We start from the raw sequence: 25,556 nt of genomic DNA on the forward strand, positions 1-25,556 counted from the left end.
TATGCCGCATTTTATTAGCAAAGACATGTTTATATATGATAGCGATATAGCACACGATGATTTTATTATAAAAGAAATGCTTGTGAATAAGAGATTTAATAATCTTTTTTTAATCCCTATAATCCATGAAGAAGAGATGTTTTTTATACGATGTGTGAAAAGGGCAAATGATTTTTTATATAAGGTTGATAAAATCACTCGTCCTAGCAATCTTTTATTCATTAAAAAAGTATTGCAATTTATCGCATCTCATCTTAATGTAATTACACATAATTTAAATCAAACACAAAGTAAGCATACAAGGGGTATGCAGTTGGGTTATTTAATCGATATAGAATCTTTATCTACTCTAGAACCAGATTATATTGAAATTGGATTTGGTAGTGGGCGACATATCCTTGATTTAGCGAAGAAAAATCCACAAAAACTAATTTTGGGCTTTGAGATTCATACACCTTCAGTAAGACAGGTTATAAATGCGATAGAATTGTATCATTTAGAGAATCTATTTATCTGTGATTTTGATGCAAGGCTTGGCATTCAAGCTTTAAGTAAAAAGAGTGTGGAGACCATATTCCTACATTTTCCAGTGCCTTGGAATAAGGCAAAGCATAGAAGAGTATTTCACAGGGAATTTTTAGAAAATAGTTTTAGAATCTTAAAAGATACAGGGCATATCAATCTGCGTAGTGATGACTATGAATATGTGTTAGATAGTATAAAAGAAGCGATGAGTGCCGATTTTACGCATTTTGAGATTCTAAAAAATAGAGATATAGATATTGTAAGTAAATATGAGGCAAGATGGAGTAATATGAAAAAGGACATTTATGAAATGCGTATTTTCCAGCATGATTTTAGACAGCAAAATCATGATAGCCTTAAGGGTGCTTTTACTTTGCCAAATTTAAAAAAGATTCTAGATTCTAAAGATTGTCATATTGAGCGAAGCGAAATATCTAACATGGAATCCAAAAGAGATTTTTCAGCTATGTCTCAAAATGACAAGATGCAGATTTTAGAATCTTTATGCAATAAGAAGTGGATACAAGATTCTATATTCATTAGTATCGGCGATATATACTCCACACAATCTAGTGCGAGTGAAAATATAAGCATTGTTAATCTTACTTTTGGTAGTTTTTATATGCCTTTTAATACTTATTTAATCCTAGATTCTAATCATAAATTACATTATCTAAAAAAGCCCTTATCTATCCGCTCTCATTTACAAGCACACAAATTTTTATGTAAAATATTGCAAGAAGCTATAGAATCTGCTTCTATCACGCTAGATTCTAAGCAAGATTCCAATAAACTAGAATCTAAACAAGATTCTATTAAAACAGCAAACTAGCATAAAGGTTATAAATGGATACGATTATAAAAGCAAAGCAACTTTGTCTAGGCTACAAACGCACAGGGCTTGTGATAAAAAATGCAAATTTTAGTATATATCCCAAAGATTTTGTATTTATTTCAGGTGCGAGTGGTAGCGGTAAAAGCACACTTTTGCGTTCCATTTATGGCAATATCAGCGTGCAAGAAGGTGAGCTTAGTGTTTTGCATTCTAATATGAAAAAGATTAGCAGTCATAAACTCATGCTTTTGCGGCGTAAAATGGGGATTGTGTTCCAAGATTATAAGCTTATACAAGATTGGAATGTAGAAAAAAATATCGCATTACCTATGATTATTAATAAATTTCCAAAAACAGAGATAAAAACCCAAGCAGAAAAATTACTCTCTCACATTAGCCTTTTACATAAAGCAAATAAATATCCGCAGGAATTAAGCGGTGGAGAGCAACAAAGAGTAGCCCTAGCAAGAGCAATAGCACATAGACCAAGACTTATTCTCTGTGATGAGCCTACAGGGAATCTTGATGATTATTCTAGCGATATGATTTGGGGACTTTTAAAATCTTCAAATGAGCAATTAAACATTACAATAGTCGTTGTAACACATAGAATCCCAAAGCATTTGAATCTAAAATATAGAAAAATAGAAATTAAAGAAGGCTTAATACATGAATACGCTTAAACAACACCTATCATTACTTGTCCCACTTATTACCATGCTTTTTAGTTTGCAATGTCTGCTTATTTTAGAGCGTATTGTAGCAAACCAAGAAAGATTTATTACACAAAAATATGCTATTGGAATCACGGCTAAAAAGCCCATTAGCTTTGATTCTGTGCGTAAAAAAATAGTTGAAGCAAAGGCATTAACAGAGATTAATCCAAAAGATTCTATTGCAAAACTTACAAAAGATATTAACGATACAAATCTTACGAATCTAACAAGGCAATTACCCTATTTTTATAGCTTAAGCTTAGAGTATTTTCCAAGCACAGAGAGATTAAGCACGATTGAAGCAGTGTTGAAAAAAAATCCTAATGTATTATCCGTTGATACTTTTTCAAAAAGGCATTTAGAAAACTATACTTTACTTAGCTTTATTAAGTTCAGCGTTATTACTTTTGCGGTGATTCTAGCAGTTGTTAGCTTTATGCTTATGTTAAAGCAAATTGAGATATGGCGGTATGTCAATAAGGATAAAATGGAGATTATGGATATTATGGGGGCAAATATTTGGATACGCAATAGAAGCTTATTTAAACTTGCCCTAATAGATTCTTTTTTAGCAAGTTTTTTTATCGTTATCCTTGTATTTTATGTGGCAAATTTGCAAATCACACTTGAAACATTACAAGCATTAAACATAGGATTAAATATATTTCGCATTCCACCAGATTTTATAAAGCTTTTTTTAGCTGCTTTCATATCATCTAGTTGCTGCGTTATATTTGTGATATTATCAAAGGCGCGTGCATGAGAGAATGCCTTGAGCGATTTATCCTTATTAGTGCATTTTTATGTTATGGTGCTATGGCGGCAGATTTAAATGAGATTAATCAAAATATACAAAAAAATGAAGCACAAAAAAGCAATATCGATAAACAAAGGGCAAATCTCAATCTAAAGTTAAGCACATTGGGACAAAACATCAACAATAATATGCAACAGATTAAAAAGCTTGACACAGAGATTCAGAATCTTTCAAAAAATATTGAAAGCAATAAAGACCAAAATAAAAGCCAAGAAGCAAGACTGCAAACCCTTGAAGATAATCTAGCAACACTAAATGTTTCTTTAAATCAATCACAAACAAAGCTTTCAAATCTCATACTTCAACACATGACTATTGCCTATGTGCTTGATGATGAAGAGAGCTTAAACCTTGAGGATATGGTAACAAGAGAAGCCTTTAAGATTCTAAAAAAGCAAACAACAAACGAGATTAAAGAGATTGAAAAGCAGCAAAGAAGCATAGTAAAGCAGATTAGTGATATTAATAGCAGCATTAAGGAAGTAACGCAAATTATTACTACACAGGAGACAAGACACCAAGATTTGCAAACAATGATAGCTAAACAAAAGATTCTAGTAGATAATATGCGTAATGAAATGCAGGTTTATAACCAGCGATTAAAAGCCATTGATATGCAAAAAAAAGAGCTTGATAAACTTTTGGGGCAGTTAAATATCTTAAAGAAAAATACACAAGAAGAAATCCGTAAAAAACAAGAGGCAGAAAGAAAAGCAAAGCTAGAAAGGGAAAGACTAGCAAAATTAGAACGGGAAAGAAAAAGAAAAATAGAAGAAGAGAAAAAGAGAGCAGCCCTAGCAAAAGCAGAAGCAGAGAAAAAGGCGAAAGCCGAAGCAGAGAAAATCGCAAAAACAGATAGCAAAAAAGCACAACAATTCTTAGGTGAGCAAAATAAGGCGATACAAAGAAAGTATGATGCGGCAGTGAGTTCAGCTGAAGCGTCAAATACTATTAATAGCTTTGAAGAGCTAAAGCGTGTTGATAGCGTATATCAGCGTCCAGAAACTGCAAGATATACAGGCAAAAGGGCGGGGGCTCCACTTGATTCTTATGTGATAGAGCAGGCTTTTGGTGATTATATTGATCCCGCTTATAAGATTAAAATCTTTAATAATGGCGTGGTGTTGAAACCAAAGAAAAATGACGCACAAGTCTATAATATCATGGATGGCAAAGTCATCTATGCAGAAGAAATGCCCGGACTAAAAAAGGTGGTGGTTGTGGAGCATGCAAACTCAATGCATACAATCTATTCTATGCTTGATAAGATTGCCCCCACTTTAAAGAAAGGCTTTGTTGTAAAAAGGGGATATGTCATTGGGCGCATTCATGATAGATTGAATCTTGAAATCGTGCAAAATGGAAAGCATATCAACCCAGTAGAAGTTATGGCAAAGAATTAAAAGTGAGTGTAAATGACAAAAAAGGAACGCATTGTAAATATTAAAAACTCATTTTTGGAGCATTATAAAGACGCACAAACCGAATTGCAATATACAAATTTATATGAGTTATTAATAGCCGTCATGTTATCAGCCCAATGTACTGATAAACGCGTAAATATGGTAACACCAGCATTATTTAAGGCATATCCAAGCACAAAGGAATTAAGCAAGGCAGACTTAGGGAGTGTCATAGAATTTATAAAATCTGTCTCTTTTTTTAATGCAAAAGCAAAGAATCTAATCGCAATGGCAAAGAAGGTAGAGGTAGAATTTAATGGCGAGATTCCCACAAATCAAAAAGATTTAATGTCGCTTAGTGGTGTCGGACAAAAGAGTGCGAATGTCGTGTTGGGGGAATTTTTAGGCATGAACTATATGGCAGTTGATACACATGTATTTCGTGTTAGTCATCGACTTGGTTTAAGCAAGAGTAAAAGTGCGATTGATACAGAAAAGGATCTAACAAAAGCTTTTAAAGAGAATCTTAATATTTTGCACCAAGCCTTTGTGCTATTTGGTAGGTATCAATGCAAGGCATTAAAGCCTATGTGTGATGATTGCTTTGTAGCAATATATTGTGTAAGTAAGGCAAATTTTAAACCGCAATGAAATTTCAGAATCTTTAAGAATAGAATCTCTATAAACTAGGGCAGGGTAGGGCGAGATTCTCAAAGTCTTATTTTATAAGAAATTTTCGCATAAATAATATAGATATTTACCACACATTAACCTACATCTAACTCAAAATATAACATCAACTAAAAATTGCAAATAACAAGCTAAACTTATAAAATATTGTATTTTTTCTGCTATAATGGCAAAGCTTTTCAGTCAAAAAACATAGACCATTATTGTTTCAAATTTTTATTATTTTCAAAAGGAATTGTATATGCTAGAATGGATGCAAAAGCACAAGAAATATTTAGTTATTACCGTATGGGTAAGTGCTTTGGCATTAGTCTTTGCAAGCATGGTAGAGTGGGGTGGTGGTGGCTTCTCCGCAGTATCAAGCGATAGTGTCGCAAAGGTTGGCGATACATATATTAGCCGTCAAGAATACCAGAGAAAATATAATGAAATTTATGATAATGTTGCTGAATACATGCGTCAAGTGGGGCTACCAGATGATGGTAAGCCTATGCCAGAAATAGAACAAGAAGCCTTTAGAATCTTAGTGCAAGAAAAATTGTTAGAAATGCTTGCAAAAGACATTGGTGTAAGCATAACTTCAAATGAGATTCTAGAGGCTTTGCTTAATACGCCTGAATTTCAAGATGCTACGCATACTTTTAATAAAGAACAATACGAAAAGCTATTGCAAGCAAATCGCTGGAATACCGCTGATTATGAAGCGTTTGTAGCAAAGGCTTTGTTGCAAGAAAAAATGCAAAATTTTCCATTAGCACCAGTTTCTACACTTGAGACAAACGCTTTTATGAGTGCAGGGAAGATTAAAGACTTTGTGGAGTTAAGATTGCTACATAAAGATTCTGTGCTAAAAAATGCTGTGTTGCAAACAACAGATTCTGAAATTCGCTCATATTGGGAAAGAAATAAAGAAAAGTATTATAAACCAGCAAGCTATAAGATAGCATATATGGCACTTGATATGGGTGAAATTAACACAAATAGGGCAATGCTTGAGAAGTTCTATAAAGACAATGAGAGAAAATATAAGAATCTAACATTTGAGCAAGCCTTAGAGGAAGTAGAAGCGGACTATCGCAAAGCGATTTTAGGTTTTGCTAGTTCTTATATGGCGACTATAAGCAAAAATATTGCTGAAAATAATAAAGATTTACAGATTAAAACAAGCAATGTTATCACCACAATGGAATCTCAAAGTATCGCTTTATTACAAAAACACTTTGATGGCGATTTAGATATTAAAGATATAGCATTACAAGATATTCCATTGTATAGTTTGCAGCTTAATGATGATGGAAGTGGTCATTCTGCTTTGATCACTGCGGTAAGCGGTGGTGAGGGCTTACTTGCACCTTTAGAGTATAGCGAGGATCATTGGATTATCCCTTATATTACCGAAAAGATTCCAAAACAAGCACTTAGTTTTGAGTTAGCAAAGGAGTTAGCTAGTAGGGATTTAATGCTAGAAAAACAAAATGATGAGTTTAAGAAAATGGCATATACCAAGCTTTCACAAATAAGTGGAGAGAGTCTAGGAAATGTCGTGCCACTACATTTATCATTATGGCAGGAACAAAATATGCAATCTCATAAGCAATTACTATCACTTGGTCTGAATGACATGGACATACGACAAGCACTAGATTATATCATGCGATATAATAAAAAAGAGGGCGTTGTGTTTCTTGGTGGCGACAAGGCACTTTTATTTAGAGTTGTTAAACAAGAAATGCCTAATTATGCAGATCTAGTAAATATTACGAATGCAGAAGATGAAGCCCTGCAAGAAGCAAAGGTGAGAGATCTTAGAAATGCTATGTTTGAATATGCTATGAAACATTATAAGGTTATTGACTATAGGAGGCAGAATTGAATAAGATTATTCTAGGTGTTGATGTTGGTTCAACAAAAATCTGCTCTATTATTGCTGATGTTAGGGGTTCTGATGTGCAAATCATTGGGACTGGGACATGTAAGACACAAGGTGTTAAGAAAGGTGCAATTGTAAATATAGAGCAGGCTGGCAGTGCCATTAGAAAGAGTATCCACGAAGCAAAGCTAATGGCTGGAGTGGATGTCTCAAAAGCCATAGTATCCTTGTCTGGTGCGCATACAAAAAGCATAAATGTAAGCGGCAGTGCTAATGTGATGGATAGAGAAGTTAATATCGACACTATCAATGCCGCATTGAGTTTTGCTGTGCATAATGCTGGGATTCCAAAGGATTATTCAATCGTGCATGTACTTCCCCATCATTTTAGATTGAATGATAAAGAGCATGTAGAAGATCCTATAGGTATGACGGGTAGTCGCTTAGAGGTTGATACTCATATTGTTACTGTGCAGACTGCAAGTTTAGAGAATCTCAAAAAGGCTATTCGACTGGCTGGAGTTGAGATTGAAAACATTGTTCTTGCATCTTATGCGGCTTCAATTGCGGTATTACACGAAGATGAGAAAGATTTGGGTGTAGCATGTATTGACATGGGAGCACAAACTTGTGAGCTTATGGTCTATGATGGTAACTCTATGTGCTATAACGATTTTCTTGGCGTAGGTTCTAATCATATCTCAAGTGATATGGCGAGATTTCTTAATACGCCTTTAAAAGTTGCTGAAGAAATTAAGATTAAATTTGGGAATCTTTTGCCTAGTGCAGAAGAGCAGGGCAGGGTTCTTGAAATCCCGCGTATAGGCAATAATGAAGAAACCATTGATGTTCCTTTGCGTGATATATATTGTGTCATGGGTGATAGGGTAAAGGAAACCTTGCGGATATTATCAGATTCTATTGGCACGAGTGGATTAAAAAAACAGATAACAGGCGTGGTGCTTACGGGTGGAATGGCAAATTTAAAGGGTATGCGAGAGTTTGCTTCTGCTGCGTTTAGCCCGCTTTCTGTGCGTTTGGCGCGTCCTACTGAGATAGATGGCTTATTTGATAACTTAAAAGATTCTAGTAGTTCTGTTGTAGTGGGGCTTATTCTTTATGGTGCAGGAAACTTCACCAATTATGAAAAAGATTCACAAAATAACATTAGGAGTAGGCATAATGCGTTAAATATGGTAGAATCTGATTACGAAACACAAACACAGACAATGCAAACAGACTCTAATTTTCAGATAGATTTGCGGGATTTAGATCAGCCCAATGCTGATGGACTTGAAAATCAAGCTGGGAATACAAGCAGTTCGCAGGACGAAAAGCCCTCATTCTTACAACGAATCAAGGCTTGGAGTAAAGATTTATTTTAAACAATTAAAGGTGAAAATATGAATAACAATGAAGTAGATTTACGAGAAATACCAAACGAAGAAATAGGACATGCTCCAGTTATAACGGTTGTCGGTGTAGGTGGTGGTGGCAATAATACTATTCGCCATTTAAAGAATAAAGGCACTTTTTCAAGCATTCGTTTAATGATAGCAAACACTGATTTGCAGCATATGCACAACAGCCCTGTGTCAAATCATATTGTTTTAGGTAGAAAGCTTACAAAAGGCTTAGGTGCAGGTATGAAACCAGAAAAGGGCAAACAAGCCGCAGAAGAGAGTTATGATGATATTAAACAAGCCCTGCAAGGCTCCGATCTTATCATTATTGCCGCTGGACTAGGTGGTGGGACTGGGACTGGTGCTGCCCCTGTTTTTGCAAAAGCTGCACAAGAGACTGGTGCATTAACTATTGGTGTTGTTACAAAACCTTTTGCCTATGAGGGCAGTCGCCGTGCGAAGTTGGCAGAAGAGGGCTTAAAAGAGTTGCATGAAGTGTGTGATTCTATCGTTGTTATTCCTAATACAAAATTGCTGAGTGTAATCGGTAAAAATACAGGTTATAAAGAAAGCATGAGTTATGTTGATGATGTTGTAGCGCGTGCGGTGAATGGAATCTCAAGTGTGATTTTAAATAACTCTGATGAGGGAATCAATGTGGATTTTGAAGACTTACGCACGGTTATGAGTCACAGAGGTTTAGCATTAATGGGTATAGGTGAAGGGCAGGGTGAGAATGCTGCCGATGATGCAATCACCAATGCAATACATTCACCGCTTTTTGACAATATGTCTATTAATGGTTCTATGGGTGTGATTGTGAATTATGAGTTTAACTCTAATTTCCCATTTGTTGCGATTTCAGAATCTATGGCAATTATTCAAGAAGCCGCAAGAGACGATGCGGATATTATTTTCGGGACTATGCCACGAGATGATTTTGAGATGGATAAAGTGCGTGTTTCTATTATCGCAACAGGCTTTGAAACAAATAAACAGCAAGAGATTCCAGCAAAGCCACAAGTTGCAACGCAGGTAGCTCAACCACAACAAGAAGTAGCAGGGCAGCAGGCACAAAAAGAGCCAAATCTATTCACTTCCACACCAGATATTTTTGTGCATAGAGCGACAAAAATTAGCAGTGGCGATTATGATGACGATGATTTGGACACGCCAACATATATTAGAAACCAAAAAGATTAAAGTATTAAAATTATAAATATGCAAACTTTTATTGTATTGCATTTAGGGGTATGGATTTGATACACCATCATGAAGCCGGTGAAGTTTTACTAGAAACTCGCAATTTATACAAATCATTTAACAACAAAGCACAAGGCAAAATCCAGATTCTAAAAGGCATTAACTTTTCTCTTAGAGAAAGCGAAGTTGTTTCAATTATCGGTCCTAGTGGTTGCGGTAAAAGCACTTTTTTACGATGTTTGAATGGGCTTGAAAGTATTGATTCTGGGGAAATTATCTTCGATGGAAAAGCAATTCAAGCAAACTCAAATTGGCGTGTGTTGCGGCAACAAATTGGTATGGTTTTTCAAAGTTATGAGCTTTTTCCACATTTAAATGTGCTTGATAATGTATTATTGGCACCTTGTAAGATACTTAAAAAAACCAAAGAAAGTGCCACAGAAGACGCACTAAAATGGCTAAAGCGAGTTGGATTAGAAGAAAAAATACATCATTATCCACGAGATCTAAGCGGTGGACAGAAACAAAGAGTAGCAATCGTTCGTAGTCTTTGTATGAATCCAAAAGTTATGCTTTTTGATGAAGTAACTGCGAGCCTAGACCCAGAAATGATAAAAGAAGTGCTTGAAGTTATAAAGTCGTTGGCAATTGATGGCATGAGTATGGTTATTGTAACTCATCAAATGCGATTTGCTGAAGCAATCAGTCATAGAGTTATGTTTTTTGATGGTGGTGTTGTAGCTGAAGAGGGTCAGGCACAAGAATTCTTTAAAGCACCAAAAACAAAAAGAGCCAAACAATTTTTAACAATTTTTGATTTTGAGTGAAATGCTATAAATAACAAATTACACAGAATTTGTAACTCCATATTGAATAACAGGTTTAAAGTTATATGTTTTTTGCTTTCTAAAGATGGAAGGGGAGAGATAGAGCCTTGAATAAATAAAAATTTGAAAATTTAAGTTTTCATATATTTTTATTTATCATTCTCGCAACTCGTAGATAAGCGTAGCAAAACATGTATGGGGTTATCCGCTAGAAACCCATATTTTTATGCAAGCTTTAGTTTATTCGTGTTTTTTTTGCTGGACTTATATCTATATATCAAACAATAAAACTTCTTACCAATCATCAATAATAAAAGCATAATAAATTCTTTGCTATTATTGATTTAACATGCTTTTGAATTTATCTACATAGAATCAATAGAATCCGCCTTAACCTAAACCTATATTGCAAAAAACATAACACAATGGGTTAAAAATATCCATAAGATAAATTGATAAGAAATAAAGAGAGATTTAAGCAAGAATTAAACTTCAATCTTGCAACGCTATGTAATAAAACGATAGCAAATATACACACAACAACTTTTCTGTAATGTCGTTGCAAAAATATCAAAGCAAACATATAAGAGATTTGTGTAGTAGCTTATATATTCATGCCTCCATAAATTTGTGCCTTATCCTCTTCTCTATCATCAGCCTCTAATTTATCTTCGATGATTGTTCTAATCTCATCATATTTCCTTGCTTTCGCATAGTTTGCAAGCCAACTATCTACCCATTCAGGCGTTGTGCCACGAGAATTCCAGCCTACAACCCCAGTATATCCCGCATTTACCATTGCCGCAAATTCTTTTTTCTTCAGTTTCAGCACTTTTAGCTGATGTTCAAAATTTTCAATAGTCATTTCAACCTCACTTAATTAAGATTACTTTCACAAGAACTCATCATTTTGTAACACTCTGATTCTGCATTCGTGTAAAAGATTAACATGAAATTTTATTTACTTTTTATTAATTAATTACTAATAATCATAAATATTTAGTAAAAATATATAGAAATTTTGATTATATTGACTATAAAATTACCATATAAATAACTTTAAATGCTTTTAGTATCATTAAATACATCTAGTAATAGAGTAAGGCTTGTTGTAAGAATAGATTGCACCGACCTACCCTATTCTATAAATGAAATAGCTTTGAAACTCCAAAACTCTTAAATTATAGAATCCTTTGTATTCCATCATGCAATCTTAATGCAAATTAAAAATATAAAACTAAGACTATTTTTCATTATCCCTTGAATCGTTTTTTTTTTTTTGTAGAATAGCTGACATCAAAATATAAGGGACTAGCATGGGTATTATCAGTAAAGAGATAGATGGCAATAAGGAAGTAAGAAAGATATTGGGTATCCCTCTACTCACGACACATAAAAAACAGATTCAAAACAGCATAAGAAAGCGATATAAATTATTTGGTATCCCAGTATATCAGCGTAAGAAGAAAAAATACAGCAATGAGAGCATTTTACTCAACATGCAGGAAAAGGTAAATCGAGTTGAATATCTCATAGATTCTCTATGGCTATCAAACCTGCAAAATGAAACATTCTGTGGGCAGCTTGGACAAGACGCCCTAGCCTATTCTATTCTGCATAAAAAGAAACGAGGCTTTTTTGTCGATATAGGCGCACATGATGGAGTGAATATTAATAATAGCTATTTATTTGAGCGACTTGGGTGGAATGGATTTTGCGTTGAAGCCAATCCAAAAACCTTTGAAGAATTAAAGAAAAATAGAAAATGTGATACCTATAATCTTGCGATTTTTTCTAAAAATATCGGCACAACAGCCCTTGTAGCTTCAGATTCTGAATGTTCTGTGCTTGATACATTAGAGCTAAACTTGACACAGCACCATAAAGGTCGCCTTGATGAGTTAGGGCAAACTAAGACTTTTTCAGTGCAAACAGCAACTTTTAATGAAGTTATGCAAAATTACCCCAATATTTTTCATATAGATTTTATGACTTTAGATGTTGAGGGTGGTGAAATGGAAGTGCTAAAAGGCATAGATTTTGACAAATATAGCTTCAGCGTGATGACAATAGAGCATAATTACACAGAATCTAAAGAGCAAATAATAGGCTTTTTACACACAAAAGGCTATCGCGTATTGCTACAAAATGCGTGGGATATTATGTTTGTAAAATCTTTATATGTTGAATATAAATATTAATTTAGTTTCTAAATATAATTACATTGTATGGCTATCTGCCAAACAAACCAAAAATATATCAAAACTTTACGCTGTGCCAGATTATAAGAAACAATAAAATAATATTCACACAATAAATATGCTACAATAAGCTTTTTCTACAACCAAAAGGATACGCAAATGGACAAAGAAAAGTCAATGAGAGAGTGGCAAGACAAGGCAAAAATATTAATAGAATCTTTGCCCTATATCCAGCTATTCCGTGGCAAAACAATGGTGATAAAGTATGGCGGAAGTGCCATGCTAAATGAAGAATTGCAAAAAAGTTTGATACGCGATGTAGCCCTACTTCATTCAATCGGATTCCAACCTATTATCGTGCATGGCGGGGGCAAGGATATTGACAAATGGCTAGAAGTCGTAAAGATTGAAAGAAAATTTAAGGATGGCTTAAGGGTTACTGATAAAGATACGATGAAAATCGTTGAAATGGTGTTAAATAAAATCAGTAAAGACATCGTGGGTATGCTATGTGAGTTTGGTGTGCAAGCATGCGGCATAAGCGGCAAAGATGGCAGAATGCTGCAAGTGCGACCAAAGGATAGTGAAAATCTTGGCTATGTTGGCGAAGTAGTGCATGTGGATACGACACTTGTAAGTGCGATTTTGCAAGATGGCTTTGTGCCTGTGATTTGCCCTGTTGGTATAGGGAGTGATCATAATAGCTACAATGTTAATGCCGATGATGCAGCATGTGCGATTGCTGAAGCCCTACATGCTGAAAAGCTTGTATTTTTGAGCGATATTGAGGGCGTGTATGAGGATTATGATAATAAGGATTCTTTTATTTCAGAGCTTAGTTTGCGTGAGGCACAAAATCTTATCGACACAGGCAAAGTAAGCGGTGGTATGATACCAAAACTACAAAGTTGCATACATGCTATTCACAATGGTGTTTCTCGTGTGCATATACTCGATGGAAGAGTGCAACATTGCCTACTTCTAGAGTTTTTTACAAATAAAGGCATAGGCACAGCGATATTAAAGAAATAGATTCTATCTTGTATTCTTAAAATCTTGCTTGGATTTATCGCATATTGTTTAGATAGTTAAATCCCCCCTACCCCTTTTAGTATATTGAGATTTAAAATGTTTAGAGATTGGATTTCTAGCTTTAATGGGGTACAGATCAATTAGACTCTAAGTTCTTTGCGTTTGTTGCAAATCTTTATTTTGTGTGTTGAGTAAAAAAACATATTTACGGAATCTAAACTTTGTTTAGACACACATATACATAGAAGTTTCGTGTTCTTCAACGCAACAAGCTGTTTTAGAATTCAGATTTCATGCAAAACAAAATCTAAGTTGAGATTGCAATAAATTATAGATATATTGAACAATAGTGTAACAGCAAGTTGTATCTACACTTATAATGTCTTGCATTATTAATATAAATGTGTCATAAATCCAATTCACTCTCTACGCATTTTAAACAATAACTTTTATAGATTCATAATAAAATAGGAAATAAGGTAAATTTGCCTATTGTGTTTAAAAAAACCGCTTTAAGATTCTAAGTTGCTAAATTTTACAAAGATACTCTAACTTATGGCTTATGTTTGAATCTCTAAAGGTTGTGATACATAGCATAATGCTATAAAAATTACTCTCAAAATGCCAATAAGCTATTTTTCAGAATCTCTAGGTTTTGTTTACTTTTTTGGTGGTGGATTCCATAATCTTAGCTTCATTGTTGTGCTATTAAATGCTCTCTCCATTCTGCCCTCTGCTTGATAGTCAATGCTAAATCCAGCTTTAATATCGACTTGTCCATCTTTATCGACTTTTAAGGCGTAGATTCCATGTGTGCCAATGGGTATAGTATTGATATTTGTGATAGTTGTGCCAGCAGGGATTGTGAGTGGCTTTTGACTACTTGCGATTAAGTTACCATTAAGATATAAGCCTGTATTAAAGATAACTAAAGGCTCATTTGTAAGATTTCTAATATTAAAAGTAACCGCACTATTTGTGATTTTAAACGCACTCGCACTTACTGCAAGATTGTAGTCTTCAATGATTATTGGAGGGATTGTAATCTCTCTCATTGCAATTTGGGCTGGAGTTATACCTTGAAAATTTGGGGCATTCATATCGCCTTGTGCGTTTGTAAGGATATTAAGCGTTTGTCTATCGCTATTTAATGCCGCATAATGCAAGGGCGTGTTACCATCACTTTCATCCTGTATATTTACTTTTGCCCCAGCGGTTACTAAAAGTTGTGTGATATAGGCATTTTTATTGCGTGCTGCTTCGTGTAATGCAGTTTTGCCATGATTTATTGCATTTACATCAGCCCCACCCATGATAAGTAAATATGCGATTTCTAAATGATTATTTTTTACTGCGGTATATAGCGGCGTGTTTCCCTGCCATCTAGCATTTACATCAGCTTTTAGGTCAAAGCCACTTTCCACATCGCTTAAAACATGGCTAAACAGCAAATAATCATATTGATTTGCCTTTAAGATTCCAAAAATAAAACATAAACAAACATAGATTTTTTTCATTTTATTCCCTTTTAGTTATATAAATGCTTCTTTGCAAGAGATGAAATTTTATCATAAATAGAATCAAAATCAACACCATACACACGACTATTTGCAATGCTAGTAATAAAGTTTGTATCGCCTATAAAACGCGGGACAAAATGCAGGTGTAAATGCTCTGGGATACCTGCTCCTGCTGCTTTTTTGATATTTATCCCCATGTTTATACCGCTTGCCCCATACTCTTCTAGCATGGCGATAGCCTTTTGTGATAAGGTATTTAAATGTTGCCATTCTTCTTGTGATAGAAGTGTTGGTGTGTCAATATGTTTATGTGGGATAAGCATAAAATGACCGGGCATATATGGGTATAAGTTCATAACGCCAAAGCATATAGAATCTCTATAAAAGACACGATTATTTGTGTCATTATGTGGATTATTTGCTATATCACAAAATACACATTCTTCACTGCAATCTGATGAAAAGTAGCCACTTCGCCATGGTGAATAGATATGTGATAGCACAATAACCCCTTAACTTTATAATTTATATGTGTTTTAGCAAATGTTATTCCATATTTAAGTTTTAATGGAATGATAATTGCTTAAGTCGTTGCTAATACTCTAAACAGAGATAAACACAAGCTGATTAGCCTTGTGAAAATTAAGAGAAGGTTGCGATAATGAGAGTAACATTTGGGACAAAATACAATCAAATGCTAAATAATAATGGCAATATTACCTCAAACCTTAATGATATGAATACAAAGATTGCAAGTGGCAAAAAGATTCAGTATGGTTGGCAAGATGCAAGTGTGTCAAATCAGAATCTAAAACTAGAATATGATGAAACGACTTTGCAGCAAGGCATAGATGTAGCACGCACTGCTGAAACTCAAACTCTAAATACAGATAAGGCTTTGCAAGAGATTTCACTTGCGATGGTGCAGTTTAAAACAAAGCTTTTACATGCGGCAAATGACTTACACACACCAACTTCAAGGGAAGCATTAGCAAGGGATTTAGAGGCTACAAAAGCACATATTATCAGCATTGCAAATACTTCTGTGGGTGGGAAGTTTATCTTTGCGGGAAGTAAAGTTGATGTGCAGCCTTTTGATTCTGTGGGGAATTATTATGGCAATGATGAAGAGTTAAGCGCACTTGTGAGTTCTAAGAATCTAGTCCCATTTAATATTACAGGTGAAGAGCTTTTCTATGGTTTTGATAATGATAAACACAGACTTATTACAACAAATGGGCGAATGCTTAATCAAACGCGACTTCACCCAGCAATTATGGATAATTCTGAAAAGCATAGTGAGCCAACTGAAGTGTATATTAAAGAAGATGATACGCTTAGAGACTTAATAGGCGATAATGATAATAATCCACGAAATAATGGAAAAGAGTATTTCTATGTGCAAGGGGTGAATAGTCGCGGTCAAAGCTTTAAAGAAAAGTTTGCCCTAGATGTGGGCTTTACAAATCCAAAGAATGCTACAACGGTGAGAGACCTGCTTGATAGAATCGGCAAGGCATTTGGCAATACACATGCAACAAAAGTCGTTGATGTGCGACTAAATAATTGGGGGCAAATTGAGATTAAAGATTTGAAGCCCGGTAGCTCTAGTATTGACTTTCACATGATTTCTAGTGAAGCTGATGTAGAGAATCTAACTGACCTTGAGAAGCTTGGGGCAAGAGTGCAGGTATATAGCAGTCAGAATCTTACTTCAGAGTTTAGTGCGAGTAATCTTAAGGGTGTGAATGATTTATATGATAATCGCCTTACACACATCCCAACGACACTTATCCGCAAAGATAATGTAATGACAGAGATAGATACAAAGCTAGAAGATATTCTATCCGTGCCAACACGATATATTAAAATCACAGGCACATCGCCAAATGAGAAAGATGGCACGATTAGCAATAGGGAGTTGGGTGAGCCTTTATTATTTGATATAAGAGGACAGGAAGTAAGAGATTTATTTGATGCGATTAAAGAGTATTTTGGTGGCAATGTTGATGTAGAGCTAGATCATGGACAGATTAATATCTATGATAGAAATGTGCGAAATAAAAGCACAGATACACTGAAGCCACCATTTGATGGAGAAAGGGGCTTTTCTATACGCCTTGAAACGCTTGATGAAAATGAAGAAGAGGTAAATGGCTTTACCTCAAGTCTTGGTGTGAGTTATACAAAGACTGGATTCCAACAATTAGGATCAAAGATTCGGGGTAATATCTCACAATCTCTATCAGGGACTTCCGTGTTTGCAAATGATCACACAAAGCTTATTGAAGTAACAGATGGATCGCTTAATGGCAAAACCTATGGTTTTAAACTGCACGATCATAATGGGATAGAGCTTGAAGCAAGTATCACTTTTACAAAACAAGGAAGCTTTTTAGAGTTACCCGCACAACATAGTGATAAAACCATAAAGATTCCATTGTTTGATCCTTATGATGAGCCACCAGCAGTAACGATTAGTGATGGAGATTCTGTAACTTATAGGCAGCTTATGGACGCTATGTCTATTGCCCTAAATTATAGCAATGAAGATGATAAATCTCTTAGTGCGGCACAAGTAAAAGGCGGAAAGCCTACTCAAGCACAAAAAGATGCGTATGAAGAACTACTTGATAGAGCAAAGACAAATATCACTATTGATTTTGATAGTGAAGGAAAGATTGAAATTCAAGATAATTTACGCGCAATTACGCGTATGACAATGATGTTTTATGACAAAGCACAAGATGACTTTAGTCCAGAAGCTATCCGCTATTCAAACGCAAATGTAAGACTTAATGCAAATGGCTCTCTTGTAGTAGATGACCCAAAGATTCACTTCTTTAGAGGGCTAGATGATGCGATTCAGTCTGTAAGAGATGGAATCTATCGTGCAGGGGCTTTGCATGGGCAAAGATATGATGATACGATGAAAAGTCTTGGAATCCAAAATTGCATTGAATTAATCGATCATTTAAGCGATCATATAGAAAAAGTCATATCAAAAAATGGAGCGCACACTCGCACATTCCAAAACTCTGTGGCAAGAAACGAGATTATTAAAACGCAAGTAAGCGGCATTAAAGGCGATACAATAGGGGCAGACTTAGCAGAAACTTATAATAAATTTACAAATCTAAGTAATAACTATCAAGCCGTGCTATCATCAACAAATCGCATCAATAACCTTTCACTTGTGAATTATCTTAATTAATAGTGATAGCCTAGTATAGATTCCAAATACTCATCACAAGGGATTTTATGTATAAAGCCATATTATTAAGCATAGGAAGTCCAACGACACTTGGAATCTATTATGAAGAAACAAGTCAAAAAGTAACAAGCATTAAAGAACCAAAGCTTATTTTCATTTTGCGTATAGATGGGAAGACAAGCGATGTTTTACCCTTGCTTTTTGTATCGCATAATTTAGACAAAAAGACTACTTATAAAAGTTTAGAATCTTTACTCACACCTGAAGTGCTATCTAAATGCAGTTTAGCTGAATGCCTGATTGATTCTAGTTTTTTACAAGAAAATAAAGGGATAAAACATGTTTTAAAAACACTTGATATAAAAGATTCCATAGATTCTATATATAGTAATCAAACTAATTCAGCCAATCGCCCAAATTGTATAGACAAGGGTGCAAATTTAGAGAATCTAGACACTAAACACAATATATACTTTAATGAAAAAATAGATTCTAAAACACAAATAGATTTTATACAACTTAATTGTAGTCTTTCTAAAGCCTTACATCTACTTTCATATTTTATGCCTTTAAATGCGATCTATTATTCCCGTGGGGTTGGGAGTTTGAGTGCCATAAAGCTTACGCATGTATTTTTACATACCCTTTCTTTAAGTAGCGAGATTAAGCTATATGCTACAAATAGCTTTTATTTTAGCCAAGCAAATGAGATAAAAGCATTTGCAAATATGTCTTTTTATCTTAAACCAGATTCTAAACATATAGTTATCACAGATTCTAATGCTAAAGAGTATATTCATATTGCCCCAAGTAGCATAAATGATAATTTAGATTTATCAACACTATTTCTACCATACAGACTTATACATAATGATTTTTTAGAATCTTGCACGCCACTTTATGTAACCCCAGCAGTTTAAAGCAATACTCACAAAAACATGCTAAAATCACACAATACTTTACACATATAAGGCAAATTCATGCAAAGCGTAAATACACAACAAATAGCACAGACAACAAAGCCAGATTCTCTAATACTTAATAATAAGACAATACTAATCACAGGGGCAGCAGGATTTATAGGCAGTAATCTTGTAGAATATTTTGCTACACATCACAAAGACTGCAAGATTCTAGCCCTTGATTATTTTCGAGATTCTAAGACTTTCCCTAATGGCAATCCCACAACACTAGGGCATTTTAAGAATCTCTCTCTTTACCCAAATGTTGAGGCCTTATCACTTGATATTGCAAATGAAAAAGAGTTAAAATCATTGCAAAGAGACTATGGTAAGATAGATTATATCCTGCATGAAGCCGCAGTTTCAGATACCACTTGCATGGATATGCGGCATGTTATGCAGGTAAATTTTAATGCGTTTAAAGCCTTAATCAAACTTGCTATGAAGCACGAAGCACATATTATATACGCGAGTTCAGCCGCAGTTTATGGTAATACAAAGATTCCAAATAGTGTTGGTAGAAATGAAATTCCAGAAAATATCTATGGCTTTTCAAAACTTTGCATGGATAAGGAAAATGTGAGATTACAAAAGAGTTTGCAAGAAAAGGGCATAGGGCTTATAGGCTTGCGTTATTTTAATGTATATGGCAGATATGAGTTTTATAAATACAAAACTTCATCTATGATATTGCAACTATCACTACAAGCATTAAATGATAGAGTAGTCAGGCTATTTGAGTTTGGAGAGCAACAAAGAGATTTTGTCTGTATCCATGATGTCGTGCAGGCAAATGTAAGGGCTATGGAGCTACTTATGCTAACCTATGGCTTAAGAGATAAAAATAAACAAGCACAAGAATGGCATAGAATCCATAAAGCTTTCAACGATATAAATATGCAACACACACCGCAAACAGAAGATATTGTATTGCAAAAATTATTTGGGCATGATTTTTTGGCAAAATCACAAAACATTATGCGGTCATGGCTAGAGCATGGGGCAATATATAATGTCGGCAGTGGAATCTCGCGTAGTTATAATGATATTGTTGAGATTCTAAAAGAGAATCTAAAAGTAAGCTTTGAAGTGCAGTATATCAAAAATCCATATCCATTTTTTCAAAATCACACTTTAGCAGATAGCACAAACTTTTTACCAAACTACACACCAAACTACACATTAGAATCTGGGATAAAAGACTATATTCCATATATAGAATCTATCTATAATGATATAAAAGAAGGGAAGAAAACATGGCAGTAGAAAAAATCAAAATCCTTGTTGTCGGGGATTTAATGCTTGATAAATATATATGGGGAAGTGCGAATAGACTCTCCCCTGAAGCCCCTGTGCCTGTTGTGCGAATAGAAGAAGAGAATTTTAGTCTAGGTGGGGCATGCAATGTAGCAAACAACTTAATCGCAATGGGGGCTTTTGTATCTATATATGGCGTTGTAGGCAATGATGCAGAGGGTAGTTTATTACATGATTTTCTTGTGAATAAAGGCATAGATTCTCACTGCTATAAATCAAATCGCCCAACGACTACAAAAATGCGTATTATGGCATCAAAACACCAAATGCTAAGACTTGATAAAGAAAGTAATACCCCTTTAGAATCTAATATATATGAGGCCATGTTTGAAGATATACAAGGTAATATTACAGCATATCATTGCATGATTCTAAGTGATTATTTAAAAGGCGTGCTAAGTCCAGCTTTTACGCAAAAGTTAATCAAACTTGCAAATAGCTTTGATATTCCAGTATTGTGCGATCCAAAAGGTAGCGACTATGCAAAATATAAGCACGCCACACTACTTACACCAAACAAAAAAGAGGCAATGGAAGCCACACATATAAATATCCATAACGATAAAACCCTACTTGAAGCTTTGCAAAAAATGCGTAAGATTTGCAGTATAACATATCCTTTAATCACGCTTAGTGAAGAAGGCATAGCCTATCTTGATAGTGATCTAGCTTTGCATAAAAAGCCTACAATCGCAAAAGAAGTCTATGATGTAAGTGGTGCAGGTGATACAGTCATTGCTGCCCTTGCCCTGCAACTTGCAAAAGGTGATAGTATAGAAGAGGCTACAAAGTTTGCAAATGCTGCTGCTGCTGTTGTCATCGGTAAAATCGGCTCTGCTACCGCTACACTTAAAGAGATACAAGACTATCTCGCCCCAAAAAGAATATTAAAAGACGCTAAAGCAAAGATTGCCACAAACTTTTTAGAGATACAAGAAAATGTAAATGGCAAAAAAATAGTCTTTACAAATGGCTGCTTTGATATACTGCATTACGGACATGTGAGCTATTTAGAAAAAGCTAGAAAGCTTGGCGATGTGCTTATCGTAGGCTTAAATAGCGATGATTCTGTAAAAAGATTAAAAGGGGAAGATAGACCTATTAACTCACAAATTGACAGAGCATTTATTCTAGCAAGTCTTGCATGTGTGAGCTATGTCATTATCTTTGATGAAGACACCCCTAAGAATCTCATCTCACAAATTAAACCAGATGTATTAGTTAAAGGTGCAGACTATAAAGATAAGGTTGTGGTTGGAGCTGAATATGCAAAATCTGTGCAACTCATTGATTTCATCGATAACAAAAGCACGACAAATATTATAGATAAGATTCAAAAGCAGGTGCAAGAGTAAAAAGTATATCTCACGCAACAAGTATTATAAAATATGAAAATATTGCAAAAAAGATCACAATAAATCGCTTTGTTAAATTTATTTGTGTAATAAAGAAACATATTTTGTAGATTTATAAACTTTGTAAATAAAACTTTATGAAATTTAAAAATAATTTAAACTCATCTTATAGAATACGCCCTTAGTTTATCGCGTAAACTACAAAGATACTGCTTCATCTACTCACAATATATTATGTTTATTCAGTCTTAAAAAAACATTCATTGTGAAAAAGTAAGTTGATAGCATACAAAAAAAATATTTCATTGTGAAGGGAGATAATTGTGAATTTAGCTGTTAAAACTCGGGTGGCTCTCATTGCTAGTTTTATTATTGCTGTGGCGATTATAGGACTTAGTATCGGCAATATGATAATGAATAAAAAGGTATCAATGGGGAATGCCCTGCATGCACAAGCAGAACAACTGTATGCAGTAGATTCAATATTACAAGATGTAAATATTCGATCTGCTATGGCACTTAAAGGACTTGCCTCTATGATAGAATCTATGCCTTATGAAAAGCTAGATTCTAAGGAAGAGATTATTGCTAATGTTGGACCATTATTAAGGGGACACAGAATCACTGCAGGACTACTTGGAAGCTATATTGGTTTGCCAACGGGTGAAATTATAGAAGATAATATTACAAATACAACAAAACCCTTTAGCGTAAGGGGTGGTCAAGGACAAAGCTATAATGCCGCACAACGCGGTTGGTATATCGGTGCGGTAAAAAATAATGGATTATTTCAAACAGAAGCGTATCAAGATGATGTTACAGGAGAACCAAGCGTTACCTATGCTATGCCGATACATAAAAATGGACAGCTAATAGGTGTCGTTGGTGTTGATATTTTACTGACTTCATTACAAAAAGTCTTTGATGATCTTAGTGCCACAGGTAGTAACATATTTGCATTAGATAATGCAAATATCCCCTATGTTGCTACAAATAAGGACATTATTTTAAAAGAACTGCCTATTTTTAAACAGATTGCCACAATATCAAGTCAAACAAAAGATTTTGAAGATTTTGTAGTCAATGACAATGGCATTGATAAAATAACACAATGTAAAACAAGCAAAAGCAATGAGTTTGCCACATATACGCTATGCTCTTTTGAGCCTATCGAAAATATAGAGGGTCCTATCACTCGTATAGGCTATATTCAAATAGGCGTTGGGCTTGTATCAGCATTAGTTATTAGCCTTATGCTCTATGCTGCCGTTGGATACTATCTTAAACCACTTACGCAAATTTCTCGTGGTTTAGTTGATTTCTTTGCATTTCTTAATCATGAAAAAAGTCATGCCACAAAGATTGGAATCACAGCAAATAATGAGTTTGGTTTGATGGCTCAAGCCATAGATTCTAATATTGAAAAGACTCAACATTCACTGAAGCAAGATTCTATGCTTGTTGATGAAGTTATGGAAATTGTCAATGAGGCAAAAGAAGGGAGATTTGGCAAAAATGTAACACATGAAAGCCATAATCCACAAATAAATAAGCTAAAAGATTCTCTAAATGAAATGTCTCATACGCTTTTCTTGCTTGTAGGTGATAATCTTGCTGAAGCGAAAAAGGTATTTGAATCATTTGAGCAAAATGACTTCACACCAAGGATTGAGAACGCACAAGGGCTAGAAGCAGGGTTAAATCAGCTTGGAGATTCCATTGTGTCTATGTTGCGGGTATCAGCACAATATGCGAAAGAACTTGATTCTAAGTCAAAAGAGTTAGAAGAATCAGTGCATATACTCTCACAAGGTGCTACAACACAAGCAAGCTCACTGCAACAAACAGCGACTGCAATCGAACAAATCACTTCATCAATGCAAAATGTCTCAGGCAGAACGGGTGAAGTGATCAATCAAAGCGAAGACATTAAAAATGTTATAAGCATTATTAGAGATATTGCCGATCAAACAAACTTGCTTGCATTAAACGCAGCAATTGAAGCTGCAAGGGCTGGAGAGCATGGCAGGGGCTTTGCAGTCGTAGCTGATGAGGTAAGAAAACTCGCTGAAAGAACACAAAAGTCTCTAAGTGAGATTGAAGCAAATACAAATGTTTTAGTCCAAAGCATTAACGACATGGCGGAATCTATAAAGGAACAAGCACAAGGTATAGAACAGATTAATGAATCTGTCTCACAACTAGAGAGTATTACGCAGCAAAATGCAAGCATTGCAAACCATTCTCAAGAAATTGGCAATTCACTTGATGAAGTGGCAAAAAAGATTCTAGAAGATGTCAATAGAAAGAAATTTTAAAGACAAGGTTGCAACATAAATCTATCCTTATAGCATTGCAAGCTGACTTCAACGCCATATTTATGCAAGCTTGCTATAATAGCAGACATTTTACTCACAAAGGATAGATATGCGTATTACCACACTAAAGCCTTTTAATAAACAAGAATTTGAACACATGGGATTACTTTGGCACACAGACCCGGACAATACAGATTATATTAGCAATGAACTCATACATGTAAGCGAGGCAGAAGCTGATGCCTATTATGATGCGTGTAATGAACTATATGATATGTATGTAGAAGCGGCAAGTTATGTCATTGAAAATAATCTTTTCTATGAGCTTGATATACCAAACTCACTCATTGATACAATCGTGCAGAGTTTTGAAGAAGATGTGCATTGGCATATTTATGGTCGCTTTGACTTAGCTGGTGGGCTTGATGGCAGCCCAATTAAACTTTTAGAGTTTAATGCTGATACGCCGACTATGCTATATGAAAGTGCAGCAGTGCAATATGCGCTTTTAAAGGCGAATGGCTATGATAGCGATGCACAATTTAATAATATCTATACAGCAATTTCGCAAAATTTTCAACGCCTTATTACATTGAGTGATGATGTGAGTAATTTCCATGAGATATATGAGGGCTGGAAGATTCTATTCTCAAGTATCCGTGGCAGTGATGAAGAAGAAAAGACTATTAGATTCTTGCAAGATATGGCACATGATGCGGGCTTGCATACAGATTTTTGCTATGTTGATGAAGTGCAACTAAGCCCTACTGATGGAATCTTTTATAATGATACAAACTTTGAATTTTGGTTTAAGTTTATCCCATGGGAGAATATCAGCATTGATGAGCCAGAACTAGCCTTGATTATCAATGATATTATGGCAAACAAAAAGGCGATTTTTCTAAATCCAGCTTACACTATCCTTTTTCAAAGCAAACGCATTTTAAAGATTCTGTGGGATTTGTATCCAAATCACCCGCTATTACTTGAGACAAGTTATAACCCACTCAATAAAAAGCAGGTTAAAAAACATGCCTTTGGCAGAGAAGGGGCAAATGTCAGCATTCTCGATGCAAATGGTAAGCCTATCAGCTCAAAAGATGGGGAATACGCTAATCACAAGGCAATCTATCAAGAGTTTTATCCACTTAATACGCATAATGGCTCATTTTATCAAGCAAATGTATTTTTTGCGTATGAAGCATGTGGCTTAGGCTTTAGGAAAGGCAGTGAAATTATTGATAATTATTCAAAATTTGTAAGTCATGTGATTGATTAGATATGATTAGACATGTTTTAATGGCTTTGCAACAAGTTTTGCATATAAGAGTTAGCTAGAAAAAATTTT

20 protein-coding genes are annotated in these 25,556 nt (G+C 34.9%); 17 read left to right on the forward strand and 3 right to left on the reverse strand.

Features of this window, described 5'->3' with window-relative positions:
- Position 1 precedes the first annotated feature (1 nt).
- The 9 genes from trmB (at position 2) to C6H08_RS05485 (ending at position 10,289) form a co-directional block, all read left to right on the forward strand.
- On the forward strand, positions 2-1,357 hold the full coding sequence (gene trmB, locus C6H08_RS05445) for a tRNA (guanosine(46)-N7)-methyltransferase TrmB (protein ID WP_034562294.1): 1,356 nt from the start codon (positions 2-4) through the stop codon (positions 1,355-1,357).
- Between the two features lie 14 nt (positions 1,358-1,371).
- On the forward strand, positions 1,372-2,043 hold the full coding sequence (locus tag C6H08_RS05450; protein ID WP_034562295.1) for a cell division ATP-binding protein FtsE: 672 nt from the start codon (positions 1,372-1,374) through the stop codon (positions 2,041-2,043).
- Positions 2,030-2,839 carry an FtsX-like permease family protein gene (locus C6H08_RS05455; protein ID WP_004086968.1) on the forward strand — a complete coding sequence of 270 codons (810 nt, stop codon included), beginning with the start codon at positions 2,030-2,032 and terminating at the stop codon, positions 2,837-2,839. Before C6H08_RS05450 ends, C6H08_RS05455 begins: the two co-directional genes overlap by 14 nt.
- The gene (locus C6H08_RS05460) at positions 2,836-4,296 is read left to right on the forward strand and encodes a murein hydrolase activator EnvC family protein (RefSeq protein WP_034562298.1); all 1,461 of its coding nucleotides are present in this window, start codon (positions 2,836-2,838) and stop codon (positions 4,294-4,296) included. The genes C6H08_RS05455 and C6H08_RS05460 overlap by 4 nt, the downstream gene beginning before the upstream one ends.
- A 12-nt stretch (positions 4,297-4,308) precedes the next feature.
- A complete protein-coding gene (gene nth, locus C6H08_RS05465) occupies positions 4,309-4,947 on the forward strand; it encodes an endonuclease III (protein WP_034562300.1) in 639 nt (212 codons plus the stop codon).
- Between the two features lie 280 nt (positions 4,948-5,227).
- On the forward strand, positions 5,228-6,859 hold the full coding sequence (locus tag C6H08_RS05470; protein WP_034580100.1) for a SurA N-terminal domain-containing protein: 1,632 nt from the start codon (positions 5,228-5,230) through the stop codon (positions 6,857-6,859).
- Positions 6,856-8,241, forward strand: coding sequence for a cell division protein FtsA (gene ftsA / locus C6H08_RS05475; protein ID WP_004086956.1), 1,386 nt, complete (start codon positions 6,856-6,858; stop codon positions 8,239-8,241). The genes C6H08_RS05470 and ftsA overlap by 4 nt, the downstream gene beginning before the upstream one ends.
- Positions 8,242-8,259: 18 nt before the next feature.
- The gene (ftsZ, locus tag C6H08_RS05480; protein WP_005219811.1) at positions 8,260-9,462 is read left to right on the forward strand and encodes a cell division protein FtsZ; all 1,203 of its coding nucleotides are present in this window, start codon (positions 8,260-8,262) and stop codon (positions 9,460-9,462) included.
- 50 nt (positions 9,463-9,512) lie between these two features.
- On the forward strand, positions 9,513-10,289 hold the full coding sequence (locus C6H08_RS05485) for an amino acid ABC transporter ATP-binding protein (RefSeq protein ID WP_052092589.1): 777 nt from the start codon (positions 9,513-9,515) through the stop codon (positions 10,287-10,289).
- A 604-nt stretch (positions 10,290-10,893) separates the two neighbouring features.
- Here the strand turns inward: C6H08_RS05485 and C6H08_RS05490 are convergent.
- Positions 10,894-11,154: a hypothetical protein gene (locus C6H08_RS05490; protein ID WP_034562305.1), complete on the reverse strand. Its 261-nt coding sequence runs from the start codon at positions 11,152-11,154 to the stop codon at positions 10,894-10,896.
- Positions 11,155-11,605: 451 nt separating this feature from the next.
- On the opposite strand from C6H08_RS05490, the gene C6H08_RS05495 reads away from it, so the two are divergent.
- Both C6H08_RS05495 and argB read left to right on the forward strand, forming a co-directional pair.
- Positions 11,606-12,490 (forward strand): FkbM family methyltransferase, encoded by an 885-nt coding sequence (locus tag C6H08_RS05495; protein WP_034564268.1) that lies wholly within the window; start codon positions 11,606-11,608, stop codon positions 12,488-12,490.
- A gap of 177 nt (positions 12,491-12,667) precedes the next feature.
- Positions 12,668-13,522 carry an acetylglutamate kinase gene (gene argB / locus C6H08_RS05500; protein ID WP_034579871.1) on the forward strand — a complete coding sequence of 285 codons (855 nt, stop codon included), beginning with the start codon at positions 12,668-12,670 and terminating at the stop codon, positions 13,520-13,522.
- Between the two features lie 659 nt (positions 13,523-14,181).
- Here argB and C6H08_RS05505 read toward each other — a convergent pair.
- Both C6H08_RS05505 and C6H08_RS05510 read right to left on the reverse strand, forming a co-directional pair.
- A complete protein-coding gene (locus C6H08_RS05505; RefSeq protein WP_034578992.1) occupies positions 14,182-15,039 on the reverse strand; it encodes an ankyrin repeat domain-containing protein in 858 nt (285 codons plus the stop codon).
- A gap of 11 nt (positions 15,040-15,050) precedes the next feature.
- A complete protein-coding gene (locus tag C6H08_RS05510; protein ID WP_034578994.1) occupies positions 15,051-15,545 on the reverse strand; it encodes an HIT family protein in 495 nt (164 codons plus the stop codon).
- 158 nt (positions 15,546-15,703) lie between these two features.
- On the opposite strand from C6H08_RS05510, the gene flgL reads away from it, so the two are divergent.
- The 6 genes from flgL to C6H08_RS05540 all read left to right on the forward strand — a co-directional run bounded on the left by flgL (position 15,704) and on the right by C6H08_RS05540 (position 25,487).
- Positions 15,704-18,256: a flagellar hook-associated protein FlgL gene (gene flgL, locus C6H08_RS05515; protein WP_034578997.1), complete on the forward strand. Its 2,553-nt coding sequence runs from the start codon at positions 15,704-15,706 to the stop codon at positions 18,254-18,256.
- A 47-nt stretch (positions 18,257-18,303) separates the two neighbouring features.
- Positions 18,304-19,176 (forward strand): hypothetical protein, encoded by an 873-nt coding sequence (locus tag C6H08_RS05520; RefSeq protein ID WP_034579000.1) that lies wholly within the window; start codon positions 18,304-18,306, stop codon positions 19,174-19,176.
- 60 nt (positions 19,177-19,236) lie between these two features.
- Positions 19,237-20,484 (forward strand): NAD-dependent epimerase/dehydratase family protein, encoded by a 1,248-nt coding sequence (locus tag C6H08_RS05525; RefSeq protein ID WP_052099954.1) that lies wholly within the window; start codon positions 19,237-19,239, stop codon positions 20,482-20,484.
- A complete protein-coding gene (gene rfaE1 / locus C6H08_RS05530; RefSeq protein ID WP_034579003.1) occupies positions 20,475-21,890 on the forward strand; it encodes a D-glycero-beta-D-manno-heptose-7-phosphate kinase in 1,416 nt (471 codons plus the stop codon). The genes C6H08_RS05525 and rfaE1 overlap by 10 nt, the downstream gene beginning before the upstream one ends.
- Positions 21,891-22,213: 323 nt before the next feature.
- Positions 22,214-24,208, forward strand: coding sequence for a methyl-accepting chemotaxis protein (locus C6H08_RS05535; protein ID WP_034562615.1), 1,995 nt, complete (start codon positions 22,214-22,216; stop codon positions 24,206-24,208).
- A 109-nt stretch (positions 24,209-24,317) separates the two neighbouring features.
- Positions 24,318-25,487 carry a glutathionylspermidine synthase family protein gene (locus C6H08_RS05540; RefSeq protein WP_034562613.1) on the forward strand — a complete coding sequence of 390 codons (1,170 nt, stop codon included), beginning with the start codon at positions 24,318-24,320 and terminating at the stop codon, positions 25,485-25,487.
- Positions 25,488-25,556 lie beyond the last annotated feature (69 nt).

Source organism: Helicobacter bilis (genome assembly GCF_900198365.1).
Taxonomy (GTDB): Bacteria; Campylobacterota; Campylobacteria; order Campylobacterales; family Helicobacteraceae; genus Helicobacter_A; species Helicobacter_A bilis_B.

What these genes read in the sequence shown, in the direction of transcription:
- trmB (WP_034562294.1), top strand. Translation starts at nt 2, where the DNA reads ATGCCGCATTTTATTAGCAAAGACATGTTTATATATGATAGCGATATA.
- C6H08_RS05450 (WP_034562295.1), top strand. Translation starts at nt 1,372, where the DNA reads ATGGATACGATTATAAAAGCAAAGCAACTTTGTCTAGGCTACAAACGC.
- C6H08_RS05455 (WP_004086968.1), top strand. Translation starts at nt 2,030, where the DNA reads ATGAATACGCTTAAACAACACCTATCATTACTTGTCCCACTTATTACC.
- C6H08_RS05460 (WP_034562298.1), top strand. Translation starts at nt 2,836, where the DNA reads ATGAGAGAATGCCTTGAGCGATTTATCCTTATTAGTGCATTTTTATGT.
- nth (WP_034562300.1), top strand. Translation starts at nt 4,309, where the DNA reads ATGACAAAAAAGGAACGCATTGTAAATATTAAAAACTCATTTTTGGAG.
- C6H08_RS05470 (WP_034580100.1), top strand. Translation starts at nt 5,228, where the DNA reads ATGCTAGAATGGATGCAAAAGCACAAGAAATATTTAGTTATTACCGTA.
- ftsZ (WP_005219811.1), top strand. Translation starts at nt 8,260, where the DNA reads ATGAATAACAATGAAGTAGATTTACGAGAAATACCAAACGAAGAAATA.
- C6H08_RS05485 (WP_052092589.1), top strand. Translation starts at nt 9,513, where the DNA reads ATGGATTTGATACACCATCATGAAGCCGGTGAAGTTTTACTAGAAACT.
- C6H08_RS05490 (WP_034562305.1), bottom strand. Translation starts at nt 11,154, where the DNA reads ATGACTATTGAAAATTTTGAACATCAGCTAAAAGTGCTGAAACTGAAG.
- C6H08_RS05495 (WP_034564268.1), top strand. Translation starts at nt 11,606, where the DNA reads ATGGGTATTATCAGTAAAGAGATAGATGGCAATAAGGAAGTAAGAAAG.
- argB (WP_034579871.1), top strand. Translation starts at nt 12,668, where the DNA reads ATGAGAGAGTGGCAAGACAAGGCAAAAATATTAATAGAATCTTTGCCC.
- C6H08_RS05505 (WP_034578992.1), bottom strand. Translation starts at nt 15,039, where the DNA reads ATGAAAAAAATCTATGTTTGTTTATGTTTTATTTTTGGAATCTTAAAG.
- flgL (WP_034578997.1), top strand. Translation starts at nt 15,704, where the DNA reads ATGAGAGTAACATTTGGGACAAAATACAATCAAATGCTAAATAATAAT.
- C6H08_RS05520 (WP_034579000.1), top strand. Translation starts at nt 18,304, where the DNA reads ATGTATAAAGCCATATTATTAAGCATAGGAAGTCCAACGACACTTGGA.
- C6H08_RS05525 (WP_052099954.1), top strand. Translation starts at nt 19,237, where the DNA reads ATGCAAAGCGTAAATACACAACAAATAGCACAGACAACAAAGCCAGAT.
- rfaE1 (WP_034579003.1), top strand. Translation starts at nt 20,475, where the DNA reads ATGGCAGTAGAAAAAATCAAAATCCTTGTTGTCGGGGATTTAATGCTT.
- C6H08_RS05540 (WP_034562613.1), top strand. Translation starts at nt 24,318, where the DNA reads ATGCGTATTACCACACTAAAGCCTTTTAATAAACAAGAATTTGAACAC.